This is a genomic window from Segatella copri, assembly GCF_026015465.1.
Taxonomy (GTDB): domain Bacteria; phylum Bacteroidota; class Bacteroidia; order Bacteroidales; family Bacteroidaceae; genus Prevotella; species Prevotella copri_E.
Genome location: NZ_JAPDUQ010000005.1, coordinates 16,957 through 43,359, shown reverse-complemented (window position 1 = coordinate 43,359; position 26,403 = coordinate 16,957). Strand labels below are relative to the sequence as shown.

At 41.1% G+C, this 26,403-nt stretch carries 26 protein-coding genes and 2 pseudogenes; 9 read left to right on the top strand and 19 right to left on the bottom strand.

What is annotated here, in order from left to right; genetic code table 11:
• Positions 1-63 precede the first annotated feature (63 nt).
• Positions 64-996, bottom strand: a pseudogene (locus ONT08_RS14865) (glycoside hydrolase family 43 protein); the annotation flags it as partial.
• A gap of 194 nt (positions 997-1,190) precedes the next feature.
• On the opposite strand from ONT08_RS14865, the gene istA reads away from it, so the two are divergent.
• Together istA and istB are read left to right on the top strand one after the other, a co-directional pair.
• The gene (gene istA, locus ONT08_RS14860) at positions 1,191-2,747 is read left to right on the top strand and encodes an IS21 family transposase (protein WP_264960341.1); all 1,557 of its coding nucleotides are present in this window, start codon (positions 1,191-1,193) and stop codon (positions 2,745-2,747) included.
• A 14-nt stretch (positions 2,748-2,761) separates the two neighbouring features.
• Positions 2,762-3,493: an IS21-like element helper ATPase IstB gene (gene istB, locus ONT08_RS14855; RefSeq protein WP_118201903.1), complete on the top strand. Its 732-nt coding sequence runs from the start codon at positions 2,762-2,764 to the stop codon at positions 3,491-3,493.
• A gap of 92 nt (positions 3,494-3,585) precedes the next feature.
• Here istB and ONT08_RS14850 read toward each other — a convergent pair whose 3' ends face one another.
• The 4 genes from ONT08_RS14850 to ONT08_RS14835 form a co-directional block, all read right to left on the bottom strand.
• Positions 3,586-4,131: a family 43 glycosylhydrolase gene (locus ONT08_RS14850; protein ID WP_264960340.1), complete on the bottom strand. Its 546-nt coding sequence runs from the start codon at positions 4,129-4,131 to the stop codon at positions 3,586-3,588.
• Positions 4,132-4,560: 429 nt separating this feature from the next.
• Positions 4,561-5,073 carry a hypothetical protein gene (locus ONT08_RS14845; protein WP_264960339.1) on the bottom strand — a complete coding sequence of 171 codons (513 nt, stop codon included), beginning with the start codon at positions 5,071-5,073 and terminating at the stop codon, positions 4,561-4,563.
• Positions 5,074-5,204: 131 nt separating this feature from the next.
• On the bottom strand, positions 5,205-5,597 hold the full coding sequence (locus ONT08_RS14840) for a pilus assembly protein HicB (protein WP_117588060.1): 393 nt from the start codon (positions 5,595-5,597) through the stop codon (positions 5,205-5,207).
• A gap of 66 nt (positions 5,598-5,663) precedes the next feature.
• Positions 5,664-5,846, bottom strand: a complete 183-nt coding sequence (locus ONT08_RS14835) for a type II toxin-antitoxin system HicA family toxin (RefSeq protein WP_117588061.1) — start codon at positions 5,844-5,846, stop codon at positions 5,664-5,666.
• 180 nt (positions 5,847-6,026) lie between these two features.
• Here ONT08_RS14835 and ONT08_RS14830 point away from each other — a divergent pair, with 180 nt between their 5' ends.
• From ONT08_RS14830 to ONT08_RS14805, 6 genes are all read left to right on the top strand, one after another.
• Positions 6,027-6,521 (top strand): 3'-5' exonuclease, encoded by a 495-nt coding sequence (locus ONT08_RS14830; RefSeq protein WP_118201577.1) that lies wholly within the window; start codon positions 6,027-6,029, stop codon positions 6,519-6,521.
• Positions 6,522-6,655: 134 nt separating this feature from the next.
• The gene (locus tag ONT08_RS14825) at positions 6,656-6,871 is read left to right on the top strand and encodes a hypothetical protein (protein ID WP_118201578.1); all 216 of its coding nucleotides are present in this window, start codon (positions 6,656-6,658) and stop codon (positions 6,869-6,871) included.
• Positions 6,872-6,874: 3 nt separating this feature from the next.
• Positions 6,875-7,096: a hypothetical protein gene (locus tag ONT08_RS14820; RefSeq protein ID WP_147380033.1), complete on the top strand. Its 222-nt coding sequence runs from the start codon at positions 6,875-6,877 to the stop codon at positions 7,094-7,096.
• 315 nt (positions 7,097-7,411) lie between these two features.
• Positions 7,412-7,546, top strand: coding sequence for a hypothetical protein (locus tag ONT08_RS14815; RefSeq protein ID WP_259326487.1), 135 nt, complete (start codon positions 7,412-7,414; stop codon positions 7,544-7,546).
• Between the two features lie 249 nt (positions 7,547-7,795).
• Positions 7,796-8,650, top strand: coding sequence for a helix-turn-helix transcriptional regulator (locus tag ONT08_RS14810; RefSeq protein WP_264960338.1), 855 nt, complete (start codon positions 7,796-7,798; stop codon positions 8,648-8,650).
• 26 nt (positions 8,651-8,676) lie between these two features.
• A complete protein-coding gene (locus tag ONT08_RS14805) occupies positions 8,677-9,537 on the top strand; it encodes a nucleotidyltransferase domain-containing protein (protein WP_264960337.1) in 861 nt (286 codons plus the stop codon).
• A 350-nt stretch (positions 9,538-9,887) separates the two neighbouring features.
• Here the strand turns inward: ONT08_RS14805 and ONT08_RS14800 are convergent, their stop codons facing one another.
• Positions 9,888-10,205, bottom strand: a complete 318-nt coding sequence (locus ONT08_RS14800) for a hypothetical protein (RefSeq protein WP_006847953.1) — start codon at positions 10,203-10,205, stop codon at positions 9,888-9,890.
• Positions 10,206-10,786: 581 nt separating this feature from the next.
• Here ONT08_RS14800 and ONT08_RS14795 point away from each other — a divergent pair.
• Positions 10,787-12,136 carry an ATP-binding protein gene (locus ONT08_RS14795; protein ID WP_118201581.1) on the top strand — a complete coding sequence of 450 codons (1,350 nt, stop codon included), beginning with the start codon at positions 10,787-10,789 and terminating at the stop codon, positions 12,134-12,136.
• Positions 12,137-12,468: 332 nt separating this feature from the next.
• Here ONT08_RS14795 and ONT08_RS14790 read toward each other — a convergent pair whose 3' ends face one another.
• The 13 genes and pseudogenes from ONT08_RS14790 to ONT08_RS14730 form a co-directional block, all read right to left on the bottom strand.
• On the bottom strand, positions 12,469-12,783 hold the full coding sequence (locus ONT08_RS14790) for a hypothetical protein (protein WP_118201840.1): 315 nt from the start codon (positions 12,781-12,783) through the stop codon (positions 12,469-12,471).
• 55 nt (positions 12,784-12,838) lie between these two features.
• Positions 12,839-13,072: a hypothetical protein gene (locus tag ONT08_RS14785; protein ID WP_264960336.1), complete on the bottom strand. Its 234-nt coding sequence runs from the start codon at positions 13,070-13,072 to the stop codon at positions 12,839-12,841.
• A gap of 155 nt (positions 13,073-13,227) precedes the next feature.
• On the bottom strand, positions 13,228-13,590 hold the full coding sequence (locus ONT08_RS14780) for a hypothetical protein (RefSeq protein WP_006848560.1): 363 nt from the start codon (positions 13,588-13,590) through the stop codon (positions 13,228-13,230).
• Positions 13,591-13,608: 18 nt separating this feature from the next.
• Complete coding sequence (locus ONT08_RS14775; protein WP_264960400.1) at positions 13,609-13,827, bottom strand: hypothetical protein; 219 nt, start codon at positions 13,825-13,827, stop codon at positions 13,609-13,611.
• A gap of 858 nt (positions 13,828-14,685) precedes the next feature.
• Positions 14,686-15,099: a hypothetical protein gene (locus tag ONT08_RS14770; RefSeq protein ID WP_264960335.1), complete on the bottom strand. Its 414-nt coding sequence runs from the start codon at positions 15,097-15,099 to the stop codon at positions 14,686-14,688.
• Positions 15,100-15,678: 579 nt separating this feature from the next.
• Positions 15,679-15,918: pseudogene (locus ONT08_RS16540) on the bottom strand (helicase-related protein); the annotation flags it as partial.
• A gap of 506 nt (positions 15,919-16,424) precedes the next feature.
• A complete protein-coding gene (locus ONT08_RS14760; RefSeq protein ID WP_264959388.1) occupies positions 16,425-17,981 on the bottom strand; it encodes an IS1182 family transposase in 1,557 nt (518 codons plus the stop codon).
• A gap of 151 nt (positions 17,982-18,132) precedes the next feature.
• Positions 18,133-18,894: a DEAD/DEAH box helicase gene (locus tag ONT08_RS14755; protein ID WP_264960333.1), complete on the bottom strand. Its 762-nt coding sequence runs from the start codon at positions 18,892-18,894 to the stop codon at positions 18,133-18,135.
• A gap of 12 nt (positions 18,895-18,906) precedes the next feature.
• Complete coding sequence (locus ONT08_RS14750) at positions 18,907-20,430, bottom strand: hypothetical protein (protein WP_264960332.1); 1,524 nt, start codon at positions 20,428-20,430, stop codon at positions 18,907-18,909.
• A 52-nt stretch (positions 20,431-20,482) separates the two neighbouring features.
• Positions 20,483-20,887 carry a hypothetical protein gene (locus ONT08_RS14745; protein ID WP_264960331.1) on the bottom strand — a complete coding sequence of 135 codons (405 nt, stop codon included), beginning with the start codon at positions 20,885-20,887 and terminating at the stop codon, positions 20,483-20,485.
• A gap of 410 nt (positions 20,888-21,297) precedes the next feature.
• Positions 21,298-22,236: a hypothetical protein gene (locus ONT08_RS14740; RefSeq protein ID WP_144155063.1), complete on the bottom strand. Its 939-nt coding sequence runs from the start codon at positions 22,234-22,236 to the stop codon at positions 21,298-21,300.
• On the bottom strand, positions 22,233-24,563 hold the full coding sequence (locus ONT08_RS14735) for a hypothetical protein (RefSeq protein WP_264960330.1): 2,331 nt from the start codon (positions 24,561-24,563) through the stop codon (positions 22,233-22,235). Before ONT08_RS14735 ends, ONT08_RS14740 begins: the two co-directional genes overlap by 4 nt.
• A complete protein-coding gene (locus ONT08_RS14730; protein WP_264960329.1) occupies positions 24,560-25,927 on the bottom strand; it encodes an LA2681 family HEPN domain-containing protein in 1,368 nt (455 codons plus the stop codon). Before ONT08_RS14730 ends, ONT08_RS14735 begins: the two co-directional genes overlap by 4 nt.
• Between the last annotated feature and the right edge of the window lie 476 nt (positions 25,928-26,403).

The following is a 26,403-nucleotide window of genomic DNA, read 5'->3' as shown; positions in this document are numbered from 1 at the left end:
TGATTAGCATTTACCTTCTACCCGATTTTGTCATCTACCTTTTACCTTAATTCCTTTGATGTCTTAATTTTTCTTGCCCCAATATGACTTGCGGTTCCTTGTACTGTTGTAGTTGCTGAGTCCGGAATATACAATAGTATATTTTCTAGGATTGGATTCCCAATCACATTCTCTCTGCAAATACATAGGTATGCCATCTATGTAGAGAATGGCATTTGCCTTGTCGTAGGACCACTTGCCACCAGCATGGAAACCTGCAGTAATCTTATGACCACTACCCAATGTCATGCTTTCAGAACTGCACTGCTGACCAAAATTATACTCCAGGGTGATATTCTCCCAGGTTCCCTTCAATTCACTTTCGAGAATGGTAAGCTGTGGCACATCACCATATCTCTCAGGCATAATGACTGGCCAGCCATCCTGTGTCCATCGAATGGAACGTACTTGTCCCATCATAAGGGCGTTTGAATATGGATTGCCATTTACTCCTGCCGGCAAACGACCTTGTGATGAAAAATACCAGTTACCTTCTCCATCATCAAAGACAGCACAATGAGAGATTCCTACCCAACCTGGACTATTGTTGAACTTGTACGGATGTGTCAGAATTGGATATGCCTCTCCACCCTTGTTGGTACAGTCTCTGCCATCCTTGCCATAGTAGGGACCTTCTATATTCTTGGCTCTCAACACACGAGTGTTGTAAGCCACAGAAAGTTCATCGTAGGCCAGAAAAAGATAATAGTAGCCATTGTGATATATGATCTCCGGAGCTTCAGATGCCTGCCAGCGACTATTGATATTGCGAGTATAGATACGTTTGCCATACTTGCTGATGTCTCCCCATGGGTCACCGATATTCTCATAAGGCATACCTGTATTCGGGTTCAGGCGCATGGCAACAATACCAGAATGCCATGAACCGTAGATGAGGTAATGCTTGCCATCAGGGCAGATGATATATGACGGATCGATGGCATTATACTTGAAATATGTGACAGTATCGGCGAATCGGTACCACTATAGCGCATGAATCGGTACCATCATAGCACTGCATTCGGTACCATCGTATCACTTGAATCGGTACCATCATAGCGCCCCAATCGGTACCAAAAAGATGTAAAGTTCTGCTCATGTATAATAATAACCGCCTATCTTTGCAGAAGAATTTTTAAATCTGTATAGATATGGCACAAAGTAATGTAAACATGAGCAAATTAAAACGTTCATTTCAAATGCTAGCGGCAAAAATACCGCAACGCACCATTTGCGAGCAACTACACATGGGACGTGGCGTACTGAACCGTTACAAGACCTTGGCGGATTCCCAAGGTTTGTCCTATGGCGTGATAGGCCGCATGAGTGACGGGGAAATAGAATCTTTCCTCCAGTTGTCCAAACCCACAGCAGCCCCATCTTCCCAACGTCAGGTGCTGGATGGGCTGTTGCCTGAATATGTGTCAGACTTGTCGCATAACCGCTACCTCACCATTCAAGCCCTGCACGAGTCATACAAGAAGGAGCATCCCGACGGATATGGATACACCCAGTTCAAGAAGTCAATCCGTGAGTATCAGTACTCACACAACCTCAGCTTCCATAACACCTATATTCCTGGGGAAGAGATGCAGATTGACTTCGCCGGCGATGCCCTGTGGCTTACCGACCCGAAGACAGGTAAACTAACCAAGGTTGTCGTTTTGGTCTGTATCCTGCCATACAGCGGCTTGGGATTTGCCAAGGCTATGTACAACGCTTCCATGGAGAACTTCTTCGGCGGTATATCCGATGCCTTCTCTTACTTCGGCGGAACAACTCGCATAGCCAAGAGTGACAACATGAAGCAGTGGGTGAAGAAATACGACCGCTACGAGCCAGCGTTCAATGATGCTGCCGTGGAATGGGCTGCCTACTACGATACATCCCTCCAAACCTGCAGGGTTCGCACTCCCAGGGACAAAGGTCCAGTCGAGGGACTCGTCCAAAAGACATACAATGCCGTCTACGCTCTGCTACATGACGAGGTGTTTTACAATCTTCTGAGTATGAATACCCGTATCTATGAGTTGATGGACGGCTTCAATGAAAAGCCGTCCAGAACGACAGGGAGAAGCAGACGTGACATCTTCGAGGCGGAAGAGCAACCAACGTTGGGTAAGCTGCCCATGACTCCATACCGCTTCAGATATCGCAAGGAGGTGAAACTGTCCGGTACCTATCACGTCATGGTTGATAAGCACAACTATAGCGTGCCATACCAGTATGTCGGGCAAAAGGTGAGCGTACTGTGGGACTTAGATACCGTGGAGGTTTACTCCGGGAGTTCTCGCATAGCCATCCATCAGCGTCGCCAAGGATCTGGATACAGCACGCATGACGAGCATATGCCAGACAAACATCTTGCCTACAAGCACGGACAGGGATATAACGCCGCCTATTTTCTGGAGGAGGCGGCATTGGTTGGCAGCAACACCACTTCCGCAGTCCAATCCATCCTCAATCGCACGAAGCATGTCGAGCAGTCGTACAAGTCTTGCCAAGGAGTCCTGTCTCTCAAGCGCAAGTATGGCAAGGAGCGTCTGGAGAAGGCCTGTAAGCGTCTAGCAGGTTGTTCATCCATCACCTACACGACCATCCGCAACGTGTTGGAAAAGAACCTTGACCAAGTTGACGGGGAAGAAACAGTCTCAAACGTGCCACAGAACGACTATGTGAGAGGCGCGGAGGCATTTATGAACATTTAAATATGCATAGTAACATGAACTTACAAGAAACCATCATACAACTCAACGAGTTGAAACTCAGAGGTATGTCATCCTCCTTCGAGGCCATGACCAGCCTTCCTGTACAGAACCGCCCATCCCTGGAAGTCGCCATCTCCAAGATGGTGGATGCAGAGGTGCAGGACAGACGAGATCGAAAGACCGCCATGTATCTAAAAATCAGCAAGCTTAGATATACGGCACTCTTAGAGGATGTCATCTGTGGAACAGACCGCAACTTCACCAAGGATGACCTTGCCGCCATTGCCGACTGTGCCTTCATACGCAGACATGAGAACTTGCTCATACAAGGAAAGTGCGGCTGCGGAAAATCCTTCCTTGCCTGTGCCCTTGGAAGACAGGCTTGCATGCTAGGCTACAGAACTCTCTATCTCAATATGAACAGCTTTGTGGAGAAAGTTGCACTCAGCAAGCTGGATGGATCGTACCTGAGGATGATAACCAATCTGGAAAAGTATGACTTGCTCATATGGGATGACTTCGGGTTGCAGCCAATGGATGACAAGACCAGACTCGCAATGCTTCAAATCCTAGAAGAGAGATACGAAAGAAAGTCCGTCATTATCGCCTCACAGCTTCCCATTGCCAAATGGTATGATTACATAGGTGATCCTACCTTGGCAGATGCCATTATGGACCGTTTGGTGGCAAATGCAAGTAAAATAGAGTTAAAAGGCGATTCTATGCGCCAGAAATTGAAAAAATAAATTACCTTTGCAAATTGAAAAGCAGAACTGAAATCTTGGTACCGCTTGCAGCGATACAAGCGGTACCGATTGCAGTGATAGCATGGTACCGATTACACCGCTACGCTTGGTACCGATACAGCGCTATCGTCAAAATATGCATTCCAGTCACCTTGACCGTTTCTTCCCCAGTTGAACCCACGGTCAGTGGAAGAGCAAGCTACCATGCCCTTGTCTGTCCAATGGTTGCTTGCCGGATCGGAAGTTTCCATCATCCCGATGAAAGCTCTTTCTGTCCAGGTGTTGTCAAAATTGGCTGCATCGGCATATAAGCCATTGCCGATGTAATTATCAACCACGATGCAATAGTACATTCGGTACAAGCCATTTCTCACCTTGCGAGCACATGGCGCCCAAAATCCATAACGAAAATGCTTGATAGCAGGAAGGCCCTCCTTTGCTCTATATTCATTCACCTTGGTTGCCACCCAAGAAGGCTGTCTTCTCATGGTGGAGCCTACCCAAGTCCAGTTGATCAAGTCCTTGCTCTTACGGCAGAAGAAATGGCCATGTCCTTCCAAACTGTTACCATAAGAGGCATCAGTCTGATACATGTAATAGTAGCCGTCATCAGCCTTCATGACTGTAGGGTCATGCACGTTGGCTAAATTCCAACTGCCACGCTGGTCCCAACCTGCCAGTACAACCTGTCATGATGCCAAGCAGTATAACAGCCGTCATTAAAACATTCTTTTTCATTGGTTACTTTCGGTTTATATGAAATTGTAATTGTTTATTCTCTTGCTAATCCGTAATCAAGCATAGACTTTTCAATGCTTTCCTTTTTCAGAAAATACGTTTGGTGATGGCAAAATTACGCCAAAAGAGGCTAAGTATGGTGGATTATATGTAGAATTTTAGTGGATTATCTGATTCTTTTCGGAAAAAGGCTGTTTTGTGCAACTAAAAATTACAGTTCATATTATCAGGGAGTTTTTGTTTTGATTAATAGATAGATGTCATGGAAGTAACGATAACCCAAAAAGCCTCCAGGACAATCATATCCCGAAGGTCATTATTCTATTTCTTCAATACTTTTTCACATCTGTATGACCATCTGAGTAAGTGGTCTTCACGATGTTCAAACCTGGCTGAAGAGTCTGTACCTCATTACCTTTCAAGGTAAAAATACGAGTAGAGAGTACAGATGCAGCTTCTGTAAAGTCGCAGATGCCTGTAGTCTGTCCATCTGTATCGCCGAAGGAAACAGATCTTGACTTGCTTACACCTGAGCCATAAGACACCTTGAGAGTTGCACCGGCAGCTGCTGTTACATAGTTCTTCACTTCAGAAGCATCATTAGCCTTATAAGTATAGTATTTCGTTGGAACGAAATACTCGTTGTTACCACTCTTGCTCTGTGCATCCGAAGCACCTTCACAACCCTTCAATGTGACATTGTAGTCTTTATAACTGCCACTAGTCTTGCAATCCCAAGGCTTCTTTTGGGTAGCAGCAGTAGCATAAACACTATTCTCCACATAGATGTTGCTCTTGTAACCTGCACCAATGCATTGAACTACCCACAAGCTAAAGAACATAGCGCTTACCTGTCAATATTATATTAACATTTTGCTGAACATTTCCAGAAAACAGCAAGAAAAAAGCCCCGATACGTCTCGTACCAGGGCTTCGAGCTCTTTAACAATGTATATGAAACAATCAATCTTTACTAGAAAGAGATTGCTCTAAAATCCTCTTTAATCTTGCCGACACAAGCTGACAGGCGTTGATAGTTTTTCTCTCCGGCTTTCTTCACACCGCTGATATATTGTCGCATGAGCGATGGGTTGATGCCAGCACGGCGGGCAATATCAGACGCATTGAGATATGAAAAGTAATTGAAGAATGATTGAATATCGTACTTGTAGATAAAATCTACTTCCGGCAAATCATCTTCAAACTCCCTAGCCTCCTCGTAGCAATCAAGCAAATCCTGCTTTGCCTCCTCTACGGTACGTCCCACAGAGTTGAAATGCCCCTTGTTTATCGCATCTTCTGTATGACACCAATACGAACCATCAGATGCTTGTTCTACTGTAACTAAAACCTTTCTTTTCTCCATACATTTATATTTTTATTAAAAGAGCTCTACAAATAAATCCACACATGGCTCATAGATTGGCAGGGGCTATTCCCCTGCCAAATTTTTAAGCACTTTTATAGCAGTCCCTTTGGCCACCTCCTTGCAGTGCCTAGGCACATAATCGTAAGCGCCAGTCTTGGGATTGATCCATTTGTCGTGCTTTGAACCATGTTGAGACAGGATGCATCCCGCATCTCTCAGTCTCTTCAGTAATTCTGATTGTTTCATTATTTGTAAGAGCTCTTTGTCATTTCGACACTGCAAAGGTAACAAAAAAGCAACTAACCACCAAATATATAGGTAGCATTTTTGTTACATTAACTAAGATTTAACATTTATGCCTACATAATTAACTGAGCCCACTTTAAAAATTTGGATAATACATATATAATTAGTAACTTTGCACTCATGAAGAATTTTGCAGCGATAGATTTTGAGACTGCCAACCAGCAACGAACCAGCGTTTGCTCCGTGGGCATTGTGATAGTAAGGGATGGTGAGATTGTGGATAGCTACTACAGTCTCATCAAGCCAGAGCCTGAGTATTATTCCTATTGGAATACAAGGGTACATGGACTAACCATGGAGGATACCATGAACGCCGGGGTATTTCCAGAGGTATGGGCTGAGATTCAGCCAAAGATTGAGGGATTGCCATTGGTGGCTCACAACTCACCCTTTGACGAGGGATGCCTGAAGTCTGTGTTCCAAATGTATCAGATGGACTATCCCGATTATGAGTTCCATTGCACATGCCGAGCCTCCAGAAGAATGTTGGGATCTCTCCTACCCAACCACCAACTACAAACCGTAGCTGCTTATTGCGGATACGACCTAACCCAACACCATAATGCCCTGGCTGACGCAGAGGCTTGTGCTTGGATTGCCAGGGAACTACTATAACTCTTACAACTCATTTTAATGTTTTTTGTCACAAAAATGACAATAGCACTACAAGGGAGTTGCTTTCACGGGTTCATACCGTGAAGCACTCTTTTTGGATTGGTACATCTCTCATTATCCAATAAATAATGTGTATGAAGAAAATAATTTTTCTCGATTTTGACGGTGTACTGAATACTGAGTACAACCAGAACTTGCTTATGTATCATGGGAAATCCTGGAAAGACAAGTATGGAGTTTTCTTTGACCCGGAGACAGTGGCTGAACTAAAGAGAACAGAGCCATTAAGATTCTTAACGGATAAAGGAATTAAGTTTTTCTATAAGTATAACCGTAATTTATGGGATTAAGATATGAACATAAAACATGTATTTGAAGACTCTCGCATAGTTATGCTGGAGAAAGACATTGCAAGAATAAACGAGTATTGTCAATACTCTGATGAAGAAAAGTTTGTGATGAAGCACTTGCTCAAAAAGCGTTGCAACGTACTATGGCAATTGAATGTGTATGACGATGAGACGAAGCAGCTCCTCATCGGTTTCAATGATGCACTTCGAAAGGCATGTACGTAGCTTTATCACCGGACGATGACAGTTTATCAAGAATACCTGCATCTTATACAGCCCTTTCATAATCTATACGATCATTGCTACTTCTCATTATACGACCTCATATATGTCCGTGAGTTCAACCTGGAAGTACATGTGGAGTTTGAGGATAAAGTAAAATATTAAACATCAAGCCAAACAAGCCGCTGGAACTCTACAATCTGCTAGAGGATCCGGAAGAGAAGCATAATCTCGCCAAGAAATATCCGAAAATGGTAATCGGTTTTGACAAGGTGATGACTAACTATTTTAAAATTATGGGAAGTATTTTTTTTGTTTATGTTCTTTGCATGGCTGTTAAAGGGTTTTGGCAAAGCCATTACCCACACCGACAAGAAAAAGCCTCGTACCAGCTGGGATAGACTCAGCTATGAGCAGAAGGCATGGATTCATGCCCATGACAACGGAAGATAAGGTATCTACATAATATTAGGAGTAAGAATGACCTTACCGGCAACGAGAACGACAACAGGTAAAAATATAGCGCTTACGAACCTGTTCTTTCGTGGATGCATCCATTCTATCGACAAATCAAGGAGGATTCTTCCTTCAGGAATCCTCTTTTTGTATTTTCATTGTTTGAAAAAGTTAAAATTTGGCTACTCCGCAAATGATAGCGGAGTATTTTATTATCTTTGCAGCATGAATTAAAATGAATCGCTTATGCCAGCAAACAAGAATGCCCCTATAGAGGTGTATGATGGCAAATACTACCGCTATGCAGACCCCAACTATTCCATCTTCGACATGCCTCTGTCTGAAAACGACTATGAGATCATGAAAGAAGCCGTAGAAATGCTCAAACAGCTGGAGGACTTTGACCACTTCTCGGAAATGGCAGACGTGGTGGGAAGACTGCAAGACAAGCTGTCTATCAGCAAAAGCAACAGAAAGCCCATCATCCACTTTGACTCGATGCCGAACCTCAAAGGCTTGGAACTCCTGAACCCTCTCTACAATTACATAGCCAACAAGCAAACGCTGAGAATCATGTATCAGTCATTCAACGCAAAGGAGGCAAACGAATACATCCTCTACCCTTATCTGCTGAAGGAATACAGAAACAGATGGTTCCTTTTCGGCTCAGTGAAGAAAGACCTGGTCCTGTATAACTTGGCTCTTGACAGAATGGTATCCATTGAACCAATCGAAGAGCCATTCCGTGAGAATCCCAAGTTCGATAGCGAGAAGTTCTTTGACGATGTCATAGGAGTGAGCAAGAATATCGACAACAGACCACGCACCATCAAGTTCTGGGCTTCCGTGGAACAAAGCAAGTATATCAAGACCAAGCCCCTCCATCATAGCCAGGAACTGATCAGACAGAATGAGGACGGCAGCTGCATCTTCCAGATCTCCGTGGTCATCAACTTCGAACTCTACTCCGTCCTCATGAGCTATGGCCCAGGAGTAAGAGTCATCTCTCCCCGATGTGCCGTGAGCTATATGCAAGACAAGACAAAGGAAATGGCAGACATCTATGAAGAGCCTTTCCATTTCGAAGAAGCCGACAATTGAAGACAACAATTAAAAAGAAGAAAGAAATGAAAGAACAGAACAATAATCAACCAAAGCAGAACGCCATCCGGAAAAGAATCTGCAAACACCTTCGGGAAATCGAGGAGCAACACCACATCAAGATACTGTATGCCGTAGAATCCGGCAGCAGGGCATGGGGCTTCTCATCTCCTGACAGCGATTGGGATGTACGCTTCATCTATGTCCATGAACCAGAGTGGTACTTCCATATCGAAGAGGAAAAGGATACCATCGAGCAGATGTTCCCTGATGAAACAGACATGTCCGGCTGGGATCTGAAGAAAGCCATGCGCCTCTTCAAAAGCTCCAACCCTTCACTCTTTGAATGGCTCCACTCTCCTATCATCTACCAAATGGACAAAACGTTCATCAACGAGATCCGCCAAATGGAAACCCAATACTTCAACCCAGAGAAAGCCATGTTCCACTACAACCATATCTACAAGAAGCATAATGACAGATACATCAAGGACTATGGACTGCCATTGAAGAGATTCCTCTACTACCTCAGAGGTATCCTTGTTTGTAAATGGTTATCTGACAAAGGCACCATCCCTCCTGTAAGATTCACAGAACTGGTGGATGCCACTGTAGAGGATACTGACATGAAAGCAAAGATCGCTCACCTGCTGGAACTCAAAAAGAGAAGCAACGAACATAACCTGGAACCAGTAGATGAGCAGCTCTTCGCTTGGGCACAGGAAAGGGCAATGTTCTACGATCAAAAGGTAGAACACATCCACCCGGAGAAAAAGACAATGCCCGATGAGAAGCTCAACAGGCTAATGTACGATACGGTCAAGAGAATGGCCACTCAATACCCCAATTCACCATCTCAACACCCCCAAAAACATCAAAATAAATAAAAAATATAAACAAAATCGCATAAGAAAAGGCTCAAGCCCACATCCCTGCAGGTAAACAGAAATGTGGTTTTGAGCCTTTCTGTTCACCTGAAATCTAAAGCCAAAAGTGGTAATTCTATCAATTTTTGTTCATGGAGAGTGCAATTATTCATGCTGGAAATCCTATATACATGCCATTTAACCAAACTCATATATTGAACAAATCCCCGAATATTACCATATGTATTATATTTACCAAGATTAAGTGCCTGATATCTTCAAAATCTTATTTGATCAATAGAAAGACTTTTGAAGTCAGTTCCTCCCAATATGGTTCTCAAATAAGGTCTATTTCCCATCAGTCATCTTTTTTAAATGAAGAAATCATCCTCTTCTTCGTCCTCACCATTAGGAAACATAACACTTCTCTCATACTCAGGGTCATAAAAATTATACCCATTCTTCACCTGCCGGATTTTCTTCTGGATGGCACCAATCTTCTTCAGCTCAGAAAGCTGCAGATGATCCTGCCTGAACTCCGATATCTCCTCCAACTCTCTCTCAAAGGAATCTACCTCAGCCTGAAATTCATTAAATTCAGACTCAGATTCTTCGAAGAGGTCAGTATCAAGAGCCTCATTCAAACGTCTGTTCATTTCCTCCAATTTCATCTTTAATGCCGTATTCATCTGTCTGATATTTTAAAAGTAAAACAATTGACACTCATATACTTTGTGCCTGATTCTGTATTCTGGTGCAAAGTTACGGGGCAGCTATGAAAGTTCGTTTCATAGGTTGAAAATATTTTCTCCAGAGCAACTATTTTTTTCACCATTCTGCTAATTTTGGATATATGACCGATAGCCTCGCCATAGTATAGCCTTAACCATTAACTCGGTAAGCAACTTTTTAGCGAAGAAGCAATTTTAGCGTTCATCTATTCCATCAACAAGAACTTTACGACTATACTTGGGACACCATATCAGGAGATATGATATGGTGTAGATGGAATGTTAGCTTGTTGTATATATGTTCTTTGTTATCATCAGTCTTTTTGAAATCTATGAATAGGACAGCATCTTAAAGAATATTTGTAAATTACAGGTTAATATAATGTAAAAAGAAGACTTAGGTGAATAACTTAAGGCATTTTTTTATATCTTTGCAACATAAAAAAACGTCAAAACGTGAGAAATAGCCTACTATTATCCCATCAAAACGTGAGAAATAGGGCATAGATAGGTCGTCATAACGTGATAAACAGAAAATTATGAAGAGAAAAATATATAATGAAATGCTGCAATGGAAGCAGAATTCTCAAGGAAAATCTGCTTTGATGATAGATGGAGCACGCCGAATAGGTAAGAGCTATATTGTGGAGGAGTTTGCCCAAAAAGAATATAAATCATATATTCTGGTTGACTTCAACAATGCAGATAGTGATTTAATGGAAATTTTTGATAAGTATCTGAAAAACTTGGATTTGTTTTTCAGTTACTTGTCTTTGTATTTTAATGTAACGCTGTATCCTCGTAATACCGCCATTATATTTGATGAAGTACAGCTTTATCCAAAAGCACGTGCTGCTATCAAGTATCTGGTAAAAGATGGTCGGTACGATTATATTGAAACAGGCTCACTGGTTAGTATCAATAGGAATGTGAAAGATATAGTTATTCCATCGGAGGAATGTCGCATGAATATGTATCCTATGGATTTTGAGGAATTTCTATGGGCAATGGGAGATGAGCAAATGATGCCGTTCATCCGCGATTGCTATGAGAAAAAGCAAGCTTTGGGGCCATTGCATCGTAAGGTAATGGATTACTTCCGACATTATATGATAGTGGGAGGTATGCCTCAGGCAGTTGTTGAATATGTAGAAACCCATGATTTCATGAAAGTGGATATGGTTAAGCGAAATATCCTTTCCCTGTATAAGGCTGATATTGAGAAGTATGCTGTGGGCAACGAAATCAAGGTAAAAGCAATTTTCGAGGAGATTCCTTCGGCTCTCAGCAAACATGAGAAGAAGTTCCGGTTGACTGCCATTAGCGATAAGGCTCGTTATCGGGAGTATGAATCTTCATTTTTCTGGCTGGCTGAGTCAAGGGTGGTAAACATCTGCTATAACTCTACTGCCCCTGATATCGGACTGCGATTGAATGAGGAACGCACCACCTTGAAGTGCTATATGGCTGATACAGGTTTGCTGATAAGTCATGCTTTTAACCTGAAGACGATTATGGGAAATGAACTTTACCTGAAATTGGCTTTGGGAAAACTGGAGTTAAATGAAGGTATGTTGGTCGAAAATGTTGTTGCGCAGATGTTGAGAGCTTCTGGCTATGAATTGTTTTTCTTTTCGAAGAACTCTGCTACAAGTGCGGAAGATAGGATGGAGATAGATTTCCTGATTCCTAAGCCTGTCATCACGAATCGGCATAACATCTCTCCTATAGAAGTGAAATCAGGTAAAAACTTTACCACGACCTCTCTTAATAAGCTAAGAGCCAAATTTGCTCCTATGCTTGCCGAAGCGTATGTGCTTCACCCAGGTGATGTAGAGGAGAAGGATGGAGTGATTTATCTGCCATTATATATGGCAGGACTGTTGTAGAATGAGATTTTTGATGATATTTATATAATAGTGCCAATTCATCCCAAAGGCACGAACATCATTAAATGACGAGAAAACAGACTTCAAGAAAGGAATATTACCTTTCCCTCAAACTCATGATTAGACTGCAACTTAAACAGAGAGAGCAAGCCATGCTGAGAATCATCACATGTTCTCCTGTTCTCCTGTTTTCGTGTTTTCAAACTCGAAAGAACATTGCAGATAGTCTGCAGATACATGTAGGATTCTATACATACCTTAATAATATATTTGAAAATGGTATGATGCTGGACACTACGCACCCAGCATCATACCATTTCCTATATGAACTCTTACTCTCCACTTTTAGCTTTGCCTTGTGGTTTCTGTCCAGCATGAGCCATGATAGCATTGTACTCTTCGTCAGACATTCGCCCTGTATCATGAAGGTTCTTCACGTATAGGTAAGTAATCTGGCTTAACACCATCTTCACACCATTATAGCTCATTTCGATGAAGTCACTATCGAACAGGTCAAGAGACGTTTCCTTGCCGTCCTTCTTCGCCTTCATGGTTACACTGAACTGTTTCTCTTCGTCACCTTCTGTGAAAGTAAGCGATAACTCAAACAGTTCTTTCCCCTTTATCTCATTTTCTTTCTGTTCCATATCTATTAATTTAAAACACTAAAACTTCAAAAACATATTAACAAGTAAGTTTCATCTATTCCTTTGCATCCGCAATATTGCTTTCGCAAACATCGATGATGTCCTGGAACTTCTGTTTGTCCTCAGCTTGGGCAAGCTTCTCTTCAGCCATAGCCTTGATAGCCTCGAACTGCTCTAGAGAGAACTCATCGCAAGATACCATTCCCTTCTTGCGAGCTGTCATCATTACTTCGTAGTCACCCTCACAGGTCATACCGAAAAAGGCTACAGCATTAGTTTCCTTGCACATTTGAATCAAACTTTTTTTTTACAGCACCTTCCTCATGCTTGGTAGGTGTGCATTCTATCTTGTTTTTATTCTGTTTCATTATATTTAAATTGTTACTACCCTACTTTGTTCAAGATGCCAAATTGGCATTTTGAACATAATCTATTATAATTATATTAGTGTTCTTTCATCCATTCATCCACGCTTTTATCTATGCGGAGATATGGAAGAAGTTTCTTTATCTCTTTCACGAATGCTTTGACAGAGCCTAAGGCATCATCACATTCACCTTCCAGGTAATTAAAATACTCATCGACATAATCACCTTCCAGAAAGCCTAGAAGACGACTGTCTTCATTATCTACCTCTCCAGCAATCTGAGGGTACACGTCACCCAGACAGCACCCTACTACGTCTGTATCTCCACTCTCATAGAGAACGTAGAAGATTACGTCTGGTATCTCGATACGCCCATCATCGTGAGCTTTAATGAATTTCTTGTTCGTCTCACAGTTGATGATTTCCTTTATAATATCCATATTCTTTGATTTTAATCATTAATATCTAACTATAGCCACTTTCAAGCCTCGCTTGGTAGCGGTATCTATCATGTTCTTTGTGCCCCGGCTCTTACCATCCCAGAAGGCGATGAGAGCATCGGCACCAGAGGCATGACCACTAATGATTACAACATCTTCCTTCTTTTCGTCTTGAAGGAAATAATCACACTTCTCTTTCAACAACTCATAGTTATCGAAATCTCTGCATCCTGCAATGATGACTCTGTATTTAGAGATTAAATTATGATTAATCTGTTAGCTGCATCTACTTCTTCTATACTCATTATATTGTTTGTTTATAAGTTATACTTCAAGTTAAAGACTCTCGTTTGTATCTAAGCCTTCCTTGCATAAACTATCCACCGAAAATCCAAGTTTGACACCTATTACATAATAAGGCATCATCTACAACTATTCATCTTTAAAGAAGAACAATATCCCTTTCATTCCAATATCAAAGTCCCTACAAAGGTATAAAAAACGAGAGTAACCGCCAAACTATTAGCTAATATTTTTGACTTTTTACACTTTCAAGATGATTAGGAGCTATCAAAAGCAAGAAACAACTAATAAAATACCAAAGGTATCTGTATAATTTTAATCCTTGTTGTAATGGACAATGGTCTAGTACCGAAGATCCGGCAGAATATGCCCGAGTTAAGCTGCTGCATTAATCCTTATTGTAGTGGACAATGGTCTCGTACACCCCGAACCGAACTTTAATTAGCAAGATTTTCAAAAATCTCTCGTGCTTACAGCGTATAGCTGCTTAGCACATTATTGAATTATTAACGAACTATTGTTCCATAATCTTCTCCTTTTAAACGTTTAAAACGTCTTTTTGAATATACAAAGATACATTATTCCCCTCACACCACCAAACTTCTTGCATTATTTTAACGTAAACGATACGTAAACACTTAGAACTACAAGCTTGCTTGATTGTTATGCAGAGGACAATTTTATTCAAGAAGACCAGGTAGGCAATGAACTTGATTTCCTCCTTAATAGCATTCCATTCTCATATAGTAAATCATTTCAGATGGATGGTCTGTGTTTTCCCCGTAATATCAGTTACCACAGCGATCCCCCATCACGAATCTCCACCTTCTCATATTTGGCATCAACTATCACCTTGCCTTTTACTGTCATAACACCCCAATGTCTGGGAATCTGTTCAAAGGCGCAATAGGCACCAACTGGTTGCGCTATACTATGGTAGAGAGGTGGCACGATAACTTTACCATCAACCTTCACACCCCATTTCTTTCCTGCTTGATATAATTCTACATGCCCTGCCTCCGTCTTCTCTTTCATCAGCAATAACTCCTGTTCCTCTTGCTTTTTCAAGCTGGAGTCAACGAAGTAATAATCCTCATGGCTGTCCATGACCACTATGCCACTGTCGTATAGGTCGGCACATAGCCAATATACATGAGTATGGTCGCCACGTAAAAAACAAACCTTTTCACTGTTTTCTTTATGCATTCGCATAGAGCCGCCATCCTCCTCTTTATATATCCATTCCTGACAACCACTGGCTGTTGAGCGTCGAAAGTTGTAGATTAAATAATATCCATAATTCCATAGGTCATATTGGGAAGGGCGAAAAGGTAAAGCAAAGTACTCGTAGGTACGAGACCTGAAGAGACCATTATATTCGACGAACTCCTATTTATTGATGGTGATTACCTCGGGAGCATCTTTCGCATGAATGTCCTCGTCTATGACAACTCTCGCCAAGAGGTCGTAGTAACATACAGTCTTTCTGCGAGGTCGGTAGGATAAGATATTACCTTGCAAGAACTTTATGTCATAATAGTTGCCTGGTTCTATCACCTGTTCGCCTTGTCGGTTCACTACCGTCATCTTTCCATCAGGCAGCTTGATGATGGCGAACTCCCCTTTGCTATCTACAAACTCACGATACTGTATCCTTTGGAGCAACTCTTCATGGCTCATCACCATCATCATTTCTGAGTCTGGATGAATCTGAATATCGTCTTGCTTCTCGTCCATCAGGAAAAACTCTCTATCCTTCGGAGTCTCCTTTCTCTTGCCAACTTTCAGCTTTCCCTCGAACATAGCATTCCAGTTCCATACTTGCGAAGGCAACCCGAACACCCGATATAGTCCCACATTATCTATAATTACGCAGTTCTTCTTTCCCTTGGCTACTCGCAATCCACGTCCCACCATCTGCAGATACTTGGCAAGTGACAGCGTTGGTCTAGCCAGCTGCACAAACTCCACATCCGGACAGTCAAATCCCTCCGAGAATATGTCCACATTCACCAATACTTGTATAGGAGCAAGTCCATCAGCAGCCCGCAAGCAAGTAGCACCCAGGCGGTCCCATCCCGCACAATCTGGCTAGCCCTTTGATGGTCCGCCAACCTTAGAGCGTAGCGGTTCCGAGCACCGAGTAGGGCGGTTTCCTCCCTCTCCCCTGAGGGTGAGAGGGGCGGGGTGAGAGGTGGAGCCCTCTTTAAGGGTAAGGGAGGACGGGTGGGTTTTCGAAAAAGAAGTATTAGAAGAAGCTTTGAATCTTTCAATAAGTTCTTTTCGTAAAGAACTTGGAGTCTTACTATCAATAGCAACAGCTGCTAGAGGGTGTGTCATAAGTCTGTGACGCACCCTTTTTTTGTGTGTGTTTCTATATATTCTAGTTGAATCGTAGTCTTTCTTCACAAAGGGAATCTTATTATATTGTATAGAAACTTTACTTTTCTTGTTTTATCGATAACAAAACAGCCCCAAAGCTCACAAAAGGGCATAGTTATCCCTGACGATAAAACAACCAAAATTGAGTTTTATCGTTTTATACCCAAATATTTCTTCAAATTGAATCCCATTCCGAACAATCCTAGATCCATGTAAACCTTGTCCATTCCAAAATGCCTGAATCGCTTATAATGCATATCTGCCTTCATCTGCCCAAATACAGCTTCCGGCTCTATCGGTCGCTGGCTTCTGTGTTTCAAGCCCTCTTCAGACGTTAGTAGCAGGAAGGCTTCCTTTTTATATGCATTCAGTTTATGGTTGACATATATGGTTCTGTTGCCTTTGGATTTCTTGCAGAGACTTCCAAGCGGACATCCATCACATCGTTGTGCTCTATATAATGTAATGACAGACACATAGCCGGAGTCACTTTTCGTTTGCCGTTGTCCACAAGGTTCCATGTGTTGTCCCATGGGGCAGACATAATAGTCATCATCCCTGTTGTAGTAGAAGTTCGCTTGGTTGAAGGCATCCTCCTTGAAAGGCTTATGCTGTTCCTTGTGAAACCAGTTGTACTTTACATAACCCATCATTTCTTCCATCTCTAGGTACTCGTAGTTCTCCTCCGAGCCATACCCTGAGTCTGCGGTGACGCTCTTGGATTGCTTTCCATATCTTTTCTTGTACTTATCCAAAAAAGGCTTGAAGGTCAGGGTGTCTGTTGGATTGGGATAAAGGGCGAAATTCGTCCAATATTGATTCTCTGTCGCAATTTGAAGGTTATAGGCAGGCTTTGTCTGCCCATTGTTCATGGCATCTTCCTTGAGGCGCATGAAGGTCGCATCGGGATCAGTCTTGGAGTAACTGTTTCTCTCGCCCAGTATATCCAGTGATTTTTCATACTCGCACAGTTTGTCCGAGGCTTTGAACAAGTGATCTATCTGAGTATTTAGCTTTTGCTTCTCTCTTCCTGTAAGCTTTGCCTTAGGAAGGTTCTTAGCTTGCCTCTCACACAAACGTGCACTTCTCTCTACATCCTTGGCGGAAGTGGCTGGCTCGCTGTCTTCTTCCTTAATGTCACTCCCGCCATTCAGGCGAATTTGTTCTTTTATCTGAGCCAATGCAGCAGAGGTCTTTTCCAAGAGCTTAGCCCTGTTCTTTTCCACAGTCTTCTTCCATACAAACGTGTACTTGTTTGCTTTCGACTCTATCTTAGTGCCATCAACATATTGTTCCTCCAGACTAATCACGCCCTTTTCAACCAATATGGAGACGACTGCATCAAAATAAAAGTCGATGCATTTAATCATATGATTGGATCTAAAGCGGTTGATTGTTGCGAAAGATAATTGCTTACCTCCACAAATCCACATATAGCGAACATCGTATTTAAGTGCGTCCGCTATGCCACGACAGGAATAAACGCCATTGATATAGGCAAAAACAACTAAACTTAGAAGCATCTTCGGACTGTAAGGAGGAGCACCAATCCCATCATAGGTATCCATGAGAGGGTTGATGTCCATACTGCGAATAATATGATCCACCATACGAACTTTGCTGTCTTTTGGCACATAATCATCGAAAGAGTTAGGAAAAAAGCTCAATTCGTGCCGAGTTTCAGATTTTATTTGTATCTTTGCCATACTTAAAGAAGTTTTCTGCAAAGATACAAATCTTTTGCGGAAAGGCAAAGCCCGAGCTTGTGAAAGTTTGGGCTTTGTTGTAAATAAAAATGTTTTTTAAAGATTTCGTATCTGTGAAAAGGCAAAAAATAAAAAGGGGTGCGTCACAGACTTATGACACACCCTCAATAGCATTAGCATGACTAATATTGATAGCATACACGATGCCCTTTCTGTCTTTACCAAATTCTTCCAAACTCTGATAGAGCCTTTCGATACTCGGCTTTTTATTCAGCAACATATCCATTTCCTTGTTCTGGTAGTCACCATCAGCCCCTCGCTTCTGCAAGGAGTCGATGAGCCGTTGCGTCACACCATCCGATTTGATGCTCACGAAATCGTATGTTGCCAATCTTCCCTTGCTGATAAACTCAGGAACACTCCACGACTGCACCAATACGTCAAACAGATCAGTAAAACCCTTACCGTTCAATCGGCAAGGTGTAGCCGTCAGTCCCAGAAACTTAGCCTTCGGGAATCTCTCCCACATCTCCTTATAGGTCTTGGCAAGCGCATGGTGTGCCTCGTCAATCACTATCATTCCCGGTTCTTCCTCTATCTCGTCATAGTGTCTCATCAGCCACTGAATGGACATCGCCTTGACGGATGACAATAGGGAAGAGGTGTTTGATGCGAAATAAGAATGGAACTTTCTTACGGTTTCGTCTATCTGCGACACCAGCTTTCTTCTATGGGCTACAATCCATACTTTCTCCATTGGATTGTTGCTCACAAAAGAGTCTATGACAGCTGTTAACAGGTATGTCTTACCTGTTCCCGTTGGCATTTGTGCCATCACGGATCGATGAAGGCGCAACTCACCTTCAATGCGCCCCTTCATGTCCTCCTGATAATCATAAAGTTTGATTTTCATCACCCAATAGAATTATTTAAGCGTTTCATTCATTTTGCTCCATTCTCTGTTCATCAGTTCCTCTATCATGCCATAAATCTTTTTAGCATATCTCGTTCTGGCATGATTGTCATAGAGCGTACCACTCAGGATACTTTCATAAAATAGGATGACAAGGCTTTCAGCCTGACACCTGAATCTCCTATATTGCCTTTCATCATACTCCTTGTTGTGCCAGTAGTAGGCACCCGCCCAATTACGCTGATGATCATTCAGAATCTCTGAAGTAAGAAAAACATACTTTATCAAAGTAGCCTTCCTACCCTTCATCAATTCGTTTATTTTGCTGTGGAATACCAAAAAGGCATTGAATGACATGCCCTCCATGACGGCTTTCAATTCAGCACTCTTTTTCTTGACAAGAACCTGATTTGCCTCCACCTTCGCAGCAATCTCATTCTCCTGCTTAATCTGTTCTTCCAGATAGGTCGTGTCCCATTTCCTCCAGATGAGCTTCCTGATATAGACGTCCAGTTCCAAGGCCAACTTACCTTCCAGAGTCTCCTTCACCTGTAATTTCTCATCCAATAATAAGTCGCGCATCTTCGATAACAACTGATAAACTGTTGAAGAAATCAACTCCCGCTCAGCAGCAGCATCTTCTCCAGCAATTACCTTGTCACCCAAGCAAGCAATATTCTTCTCCAATTTCCCCAACTCATCGGAAGAAAAGAACCCAAATTGCTCCAACTTGCTCATCATGCCATGAATTTCAAAATACAAGGCATTGCTAAATGTGACAAAATCCATGTCTTTCAGCGACTTCATGAAGATAGGAAGATAGCAGATGACAGGATAAACCTCCATACTCTGAGGCATCTCCATTTCCTCCGGCAACTCTACCCCCGAAGCCTTGCCATCCTCTCTTGCTGTCGATATGATCTCGCCCGTCTCAGGATTTCGGGCATCGAGATAATTGCCAAAGTCAAACCCCTTGTCAATTGAGTCCATACCCGTCAACTCCTTCAGCAATATCTTCGGCTGCTTGGCATCGCTCTTCATGATTTCCTTGAACACATCCACGCTTGCCATGCACAGATTACCCACTGCAGAGGCAAACGCCACGTTCATCAGAAAATTACCATGCAGCAAATCTTCGAACTTCTCCCCATAGATGCGCATGGAGATATACCACTCCTTGGGATTACCCTCAAAACCAATGGTAGATATGTGAATGTCCTCAGCCGTATCAGTATGCTGTCCATACAAACTGCTGATAACAGGATATTTCTTCCGGAAATGTTTCTTGATGATGCGCTCAAAACGGTCATAACCATTCTCCGCAAAATCAAGAACATGCGCCCATCGGCAACAAGCCATGATGTAACCGTCATGGTTCAGAAAGTTCATATTGAAGTACTGGTGCTCGTTAATCCTCACCGTCACCTCCAACTGCTTGTTGTTTTTTTTATTGAACGCAAACGTGCCTTCAGACGGAAAATCCAAAGGCACACTCGTTGTAAACACAGGTAAAATTACAGGTGCATTTCTCATCATGTCCTATATAAATGTCAGTATGTAAAGTCAAAAATAATCAGAAAAAAAATATCTACATCAGAGAGCTCTCCAATTCATTCGGCTCACGAACCACAGCCGAAGGCTCCCCATGAAAAGGCTCCATCGGCATCAAATCCATCAGTTTCTTCTTCATGCCCCGATGATTGGGGTATTGTCCTGCTGTCTCTTTGATATAGCGGCATACCTCCTGGCGTTTCTCCTCGTTGTTCCATATCTTGACAGCTTCCACCAGGGCTTGATAGCTGTCGAATACCAGTTTCCCGATACGTCTTTTGTATTCGCCTACCAGTTCTTGTATGTCATCTCGGTTGATGAGCAGTGGTATATGTTTGCACAGCGTCATGGCGATGGCATACGCTGCATCGGGTCTGTTTTTCTCCAATATCTGTGGAATGGATTTCTTATGCCATCGTTCCAGCAGACGCAGCTGAGCCATGAAATCATCATTGTCTCTTGGCTCAAAGCTTACTTCTGCATCAGATATTTGGAGTATTCCTCGTCATTGTCTACGCTCAGCCCTTTGGGAATATAGTTGATTCTCGGTCACTCCATCTTGGCGCGATAACGTTGCTTCTCCATAGACCGTTTTCTCTTCTCGTCCCATTTAATGCGCAACAGCTTCTCTTCCCTTATCTGAGTTCAATATCTCTGAATTCAGGTGTATTCATCACCTCTGCCTTCAGATGCATCTTGATGACTTTTTCAGATACCGTCGCCATGCCTCCTTGTTCTCTTCGGTAACAAATGGCGGTCATTGCTCTCCGTAGAAGGTATGCCATGTGAATGGCTCAAAGTCGAGGTGCCAGAGGAATGATTTGTGTTGGGTGTTGTTTGGCTCCATAATTTTTATCTGTTCAAAATATCAATGGTAAATTTAGCAAAACAACGATGGCTATTCTGCATATATCTTTGATTGAAAATATCCTCTTTCACTTCCTTTTCTGCCCGGTGTAGGCATTTAGCAATCTGTGCAATCTGACTCCTTGAATAGTTCTTTTTAAGTTTCTCCAATCGCAACGCTTCAATTTTGTGATAATCATATCGCTCTTGCAAGTGAAAAAAATCAACATATCTGTCATAAGGGTATTTTGCAACAAAATAAATGAAATCCTTGCGCGGACTTATTAAGTGACCTAACTTAACTTTAATCCTTTTGTGTAAATCAAAAGCAAAGGACGAAGGACTAAGAAATTTCAGTTCATTAAGATTCACATATGGTAAGTCTTCACGTTTTATTCGCTCGTTGCAAACAGGACATGAAGGAACGAAATTGAATAATGACAATGCTACAGGAGGACATTTTCCTTTTGGCAAAAAGTGGTCTATATCAAATTGTCTTTTGGCTACACCTTTACCAGTTTCTGTATATACATTGATATAAGCCATATCACAATAATGGCATGTATAAATCTTTAGTCCATCAGCATGCTTCTTAAAAAATGCGGAAATTTTGGAATCGTATTTATTCGTATACTTGAAAATCTCATGTAAGTCATGTAAACTTTTAGATGTAATTCTCTTTTTGGAACAAACTCGAAGAAATGCCTCATAGAATAATGCCAAATCTTCGAAATCCATAGTCAATAAGTCAGCAACAGAATTATTCAATGCTCTGACACATCTGTATTTGCGTTTCCAATTCTCCCATTTTGATTCGAGTCCAAGTCTTTTTCTTCCTCGTTTCGTAACTTTATCTGCTAAATCAGTGGCGAAAAGGCCTATATAGTCATTGACTAAATCTGCAAATTCTTTACTCCCTTTGGATGGATATTCAATTGGTTTCATTCTTCGTTGTCATAAAAATCCACTAACTCATCATACATTTCCCTAAGTTCCCTCTGAAGATACTCTTCACCAATGATACTGGTAACATAATTAAATTTGGATTTCTGCTTCTCGAAAGCTTTATTCAGTTCCATATCATCAATATGCAATTCTTGCTTGTTTTCGTTATCTCTTAGCGATTCTTGATACCTTCTGTGCTTGAAATAAAACTCAACAACTTCATTGATACATGATTGAGCTATTTCACCCATCGTCCCTTGCAAAAAGAAAGATTCACTTAGCATGTCAACAATATTAGCTCCAAATGTTTGCCCACGTTGTTTTTCACATTCTCCTTTTTGCAGACATAGGATGTTGCTTCGCGGTATATCACTCAGCACAAATGGTGAATGAGTAACTAAAGTTATATTGATGTTATAAATATTTTTAAGATGTACTGAGTTGATTGAACTCAGCAGAAGTTCCACAAATTTACGTTGTAAATCCGGATGATAATACAGTTCAACTTCATCCATAAGCATACATACGTGATGATACTTAAGAAATGACAAATGTTCTTTTTCTATGGAATCATCTTGTACTGTTGAGTCTATGTTGACCAGATGATACAACACATTCCCTAACGTATAGGCAATTTGCCTTTCTCCAGAACTTAATCCGGTAAATGGTATCAGCCCAACAGACTTGGATTTACTCTCAAACGCCTTCTTGTCTTCACGTTTTACAATCATCAATGTAACTTCTGCAATAGGTGGAGGTAATAGGTCTTCCTTTTGAAATTTGAAATCAGTAGTTGGTTTATCACATTTCTTTTCACTTTCATAAAAGAACCTACCTTCATTTGTTTTTATGAATCCATCTACGTCATTGGCAAGAACGACTCCCGTACGAATAGCATAATACTCTTCTGTATCTAGAAATACCAAGAAAGCTAATTGTTGACGAAGTTTCTTCGTTCTATGAGTCTGGTCATGGAGTAAATCGTGTATATAACGTTTTATCTTCTTTTCATCATATCTGCCACCAATTAACCATTCCCAATCTCTTTCGTATGGTTTATATGTTTGAATAATCTTCAATGTCTTGTATGCCACATATTCCCATGCCTGTCGTTTTAAATTAGGTAAGGTCTCAATATCTTCTTTAAGAATGAGGCGCATCTGTTTTGCCCAAAACTTACAAATCGGATTTACCATAGAAACAAATCTTTGTTTCAGGTATTCCTTCTCGTCTTTATTCTTATTTGCAGAGAGAAGTTTGCCTAAATAAAGTTCTTCGAATCCCTCATATTCATTTTCTTCCTTATATTTAAACGTGAAACCTACAACCTCATATGTATTATTGATGATTCGCAAAGGGAATTCGCGAATACTCTTTCCTTCTTCATCCGTTTTTGGGACTTCGTAAAACGCAAGATTTACAAGATTATTCTTCCCAAGCATGTTTTCCTTGCTTGCATTGATATAGCCCTCTTCACGCATGGGATGAACTACAACAGGAGTTTGATAGCCATCATTCTTGTGAAACACCCCTTTGAGCCAAAAATAATCCTCGTTCTTCAAATGTTCGATATCGCCATATAACCTTTCTAGTTTTGCAACAGACGTTCTCTCACTTTCATAATCTCTATAATTAAAAGCATAGAGAGAATAATTGCTTACAATGGTGTAAAACCATCCACTTAGATAAGCATGTTTGCCTTTTTGGTATTTCAATGGTTCATCAACATCTCCCTCTGATTGTTCTTCAAGTATTTTGATAGTGTCACAATGGTTATTTTCGTCAACAGTTGATATACAGACATTTCTACCTTTTACGGTAAGTATTTTTACCTCACGGCCCAAATAGACGGCAACCGAAGCATACACATGGTCAATGTAATGAAGATGCTGGGCGCTCGAATAATTGAATGTTTCACCCAAAATAGCAGCCGAAAGATTGTTGAGAGTCCTCAATATCATGTCTATGATGGTACTTTTGCCAGTACCATTTTGACCTACAATGGCACTTATACTCACTTTCACTCCATGGTCTGGTGAGTATAGCAGGAATTCGGAATCAAAAGCATCCTCTCGAATTGCTACATTAAAACCATTCTCAACATCGCCTGATATAGAAAAGCCTTCATTGATATACAGCCAATCTTCACGACCATACAGGGACTTTTGCATCATTTTTGCATGGTAAATAGCATTCTCTTCATTGGGAGAATACAATTTCAGCCCAACCAATTTTAATCCACGAGAAGCCATTCCTTCATTACAATCCTCCTTAGAATTTGGTTTCATCCAAGGGCGTTCTATATTTATCATGTCAATATCTTTCATGAGCCATGTTTGTCATATTCAGCGTGCATAACAAAATTGCACAAATATATGATGGCGCATCTAACAAGTTGCGCCAACCTAATAGTATTGAGTTCCAATTCTTGTTTCGAAATGGTTAATTGGTATTCAGTATGGGACATTGGCTCGTCCTTAATAATTATCGACTTATGCTCCATATAATTGCGTAGCATTTTCAAGTCCTTTGTTTGTTCATCAACAACATACCAATCCGTTTTCATTCCATAAACATCCAACTTGATGTTATACAAGCCTAATAAAGGCATATTCTGTGAATGTGCCAAGATTTCTTGTCGAATATCTCCATTCTTACAATTCCATATTTTGGCAAAGTCTACCTCATATGATTTTAATTTAATATCAAAATAATTGGATAAGAACATGGCTATCTTGTCGAATATGGAATAAAAGTTCTTATATGCCATTTTCAGCATCTCCATATTAACACTGTTCTTATCCTCATTTATGATAGAATATAGAATCTTCCTGGTGCTGATGAAACTACCTTTGATTTCTTTAAAGGTGCTTTCATAAAGAGCTTTTTTCTCTGGCGTGTCAACTATGACAGGAAGTTTCACATTATCACATAGTGACAGCATAGAATCAGGTTCAACATCATTAAAACGATTGATTCTCAGATAATGTTGACATATCCATTTTTCGTATCCACCTTCTTGTATATTGTCATAATCAATTAATGGTGCATCAAAAGAAGGAGAGGGCCATGAACAAATCTGGCAAAAATAAGGTGACTGTCTATCAAAAGTCTGTTGATACTTTCTTATTATCTGTTGGGCTTTTCTTACAATAAATGGTTCTTCTTCAGTCCAAAAGCTATGCATGTTCGCATAGGCAAAACCTTGATTCACTTCAACCTTTGGGGTATTATAGCTATCTTGCAATGCCATTCTGTAGTATTGTTGAGCTTCGCAGAATCTTCCAAGATGATCATACGCATTAGCTAAACACAAATAAGCACGGCATGATGTTCTGAAAGCAGTAAGATACAATGCTGCCCATTCTTCTCTTTTTACACGAGTAATCAAATATTGTACATTATGGTAGTAGCTTACTTCCTTATAGACATATTCGTTGTTATAATACGCCTTACTGAAATCCAACTCTCGGCTTTTCAAAATTCCATAAGCATCTCCTAGAACACAATACCCTATCAACTGATTAAACAGATTTTCTTTTGCCCAGTCTGTTTGTTCAATCTTCGATAATTCAGCCATGAATGTTTCTCTGTCAACGGCTTTCTTATTAAACAAATCAACCAATAGAGCAAACTTGTTTATCTGTTCTGTTCGTTCTGTTATTTCTGATTGTTCTATGGAATATTTCATAATGAATACTTATAAAAAACATAATAAAGGAGACGGCGAACCGCCTCCCCGGTGTCAAACATGAGTTTGAATCACCTGTTTAATGTACTACACAATCGACATAATGTCTTGACCTGCGTTGAACACGTCAACAAGGTCAATTGGAATACCAAAGTACAACTTGATTGCAATATTTGACAAATCCAAAATTGCGATTATACACTTGGCAGACTCCTCAAAACTCTGCCCTTTCACTTTGTCGATGAGTCGGGCAATCTTATGCCCGACCTAATTTAATTTTAAATTTTTCATTTGTTTAAGAAATTAAAATTTAATAATATAATTAGTCCACCCGATTTGTGGATTCCTTACGACTATCCTCCCATCCACCCAGCTCTTGCATTCTCGTAAGGTAATATTTTTACAAATCTCCATCCCCAAAAACAAACTCATCATTGGGGAGAGGAGCTTTTCCCAAAATCATCACTCTTTCAGTC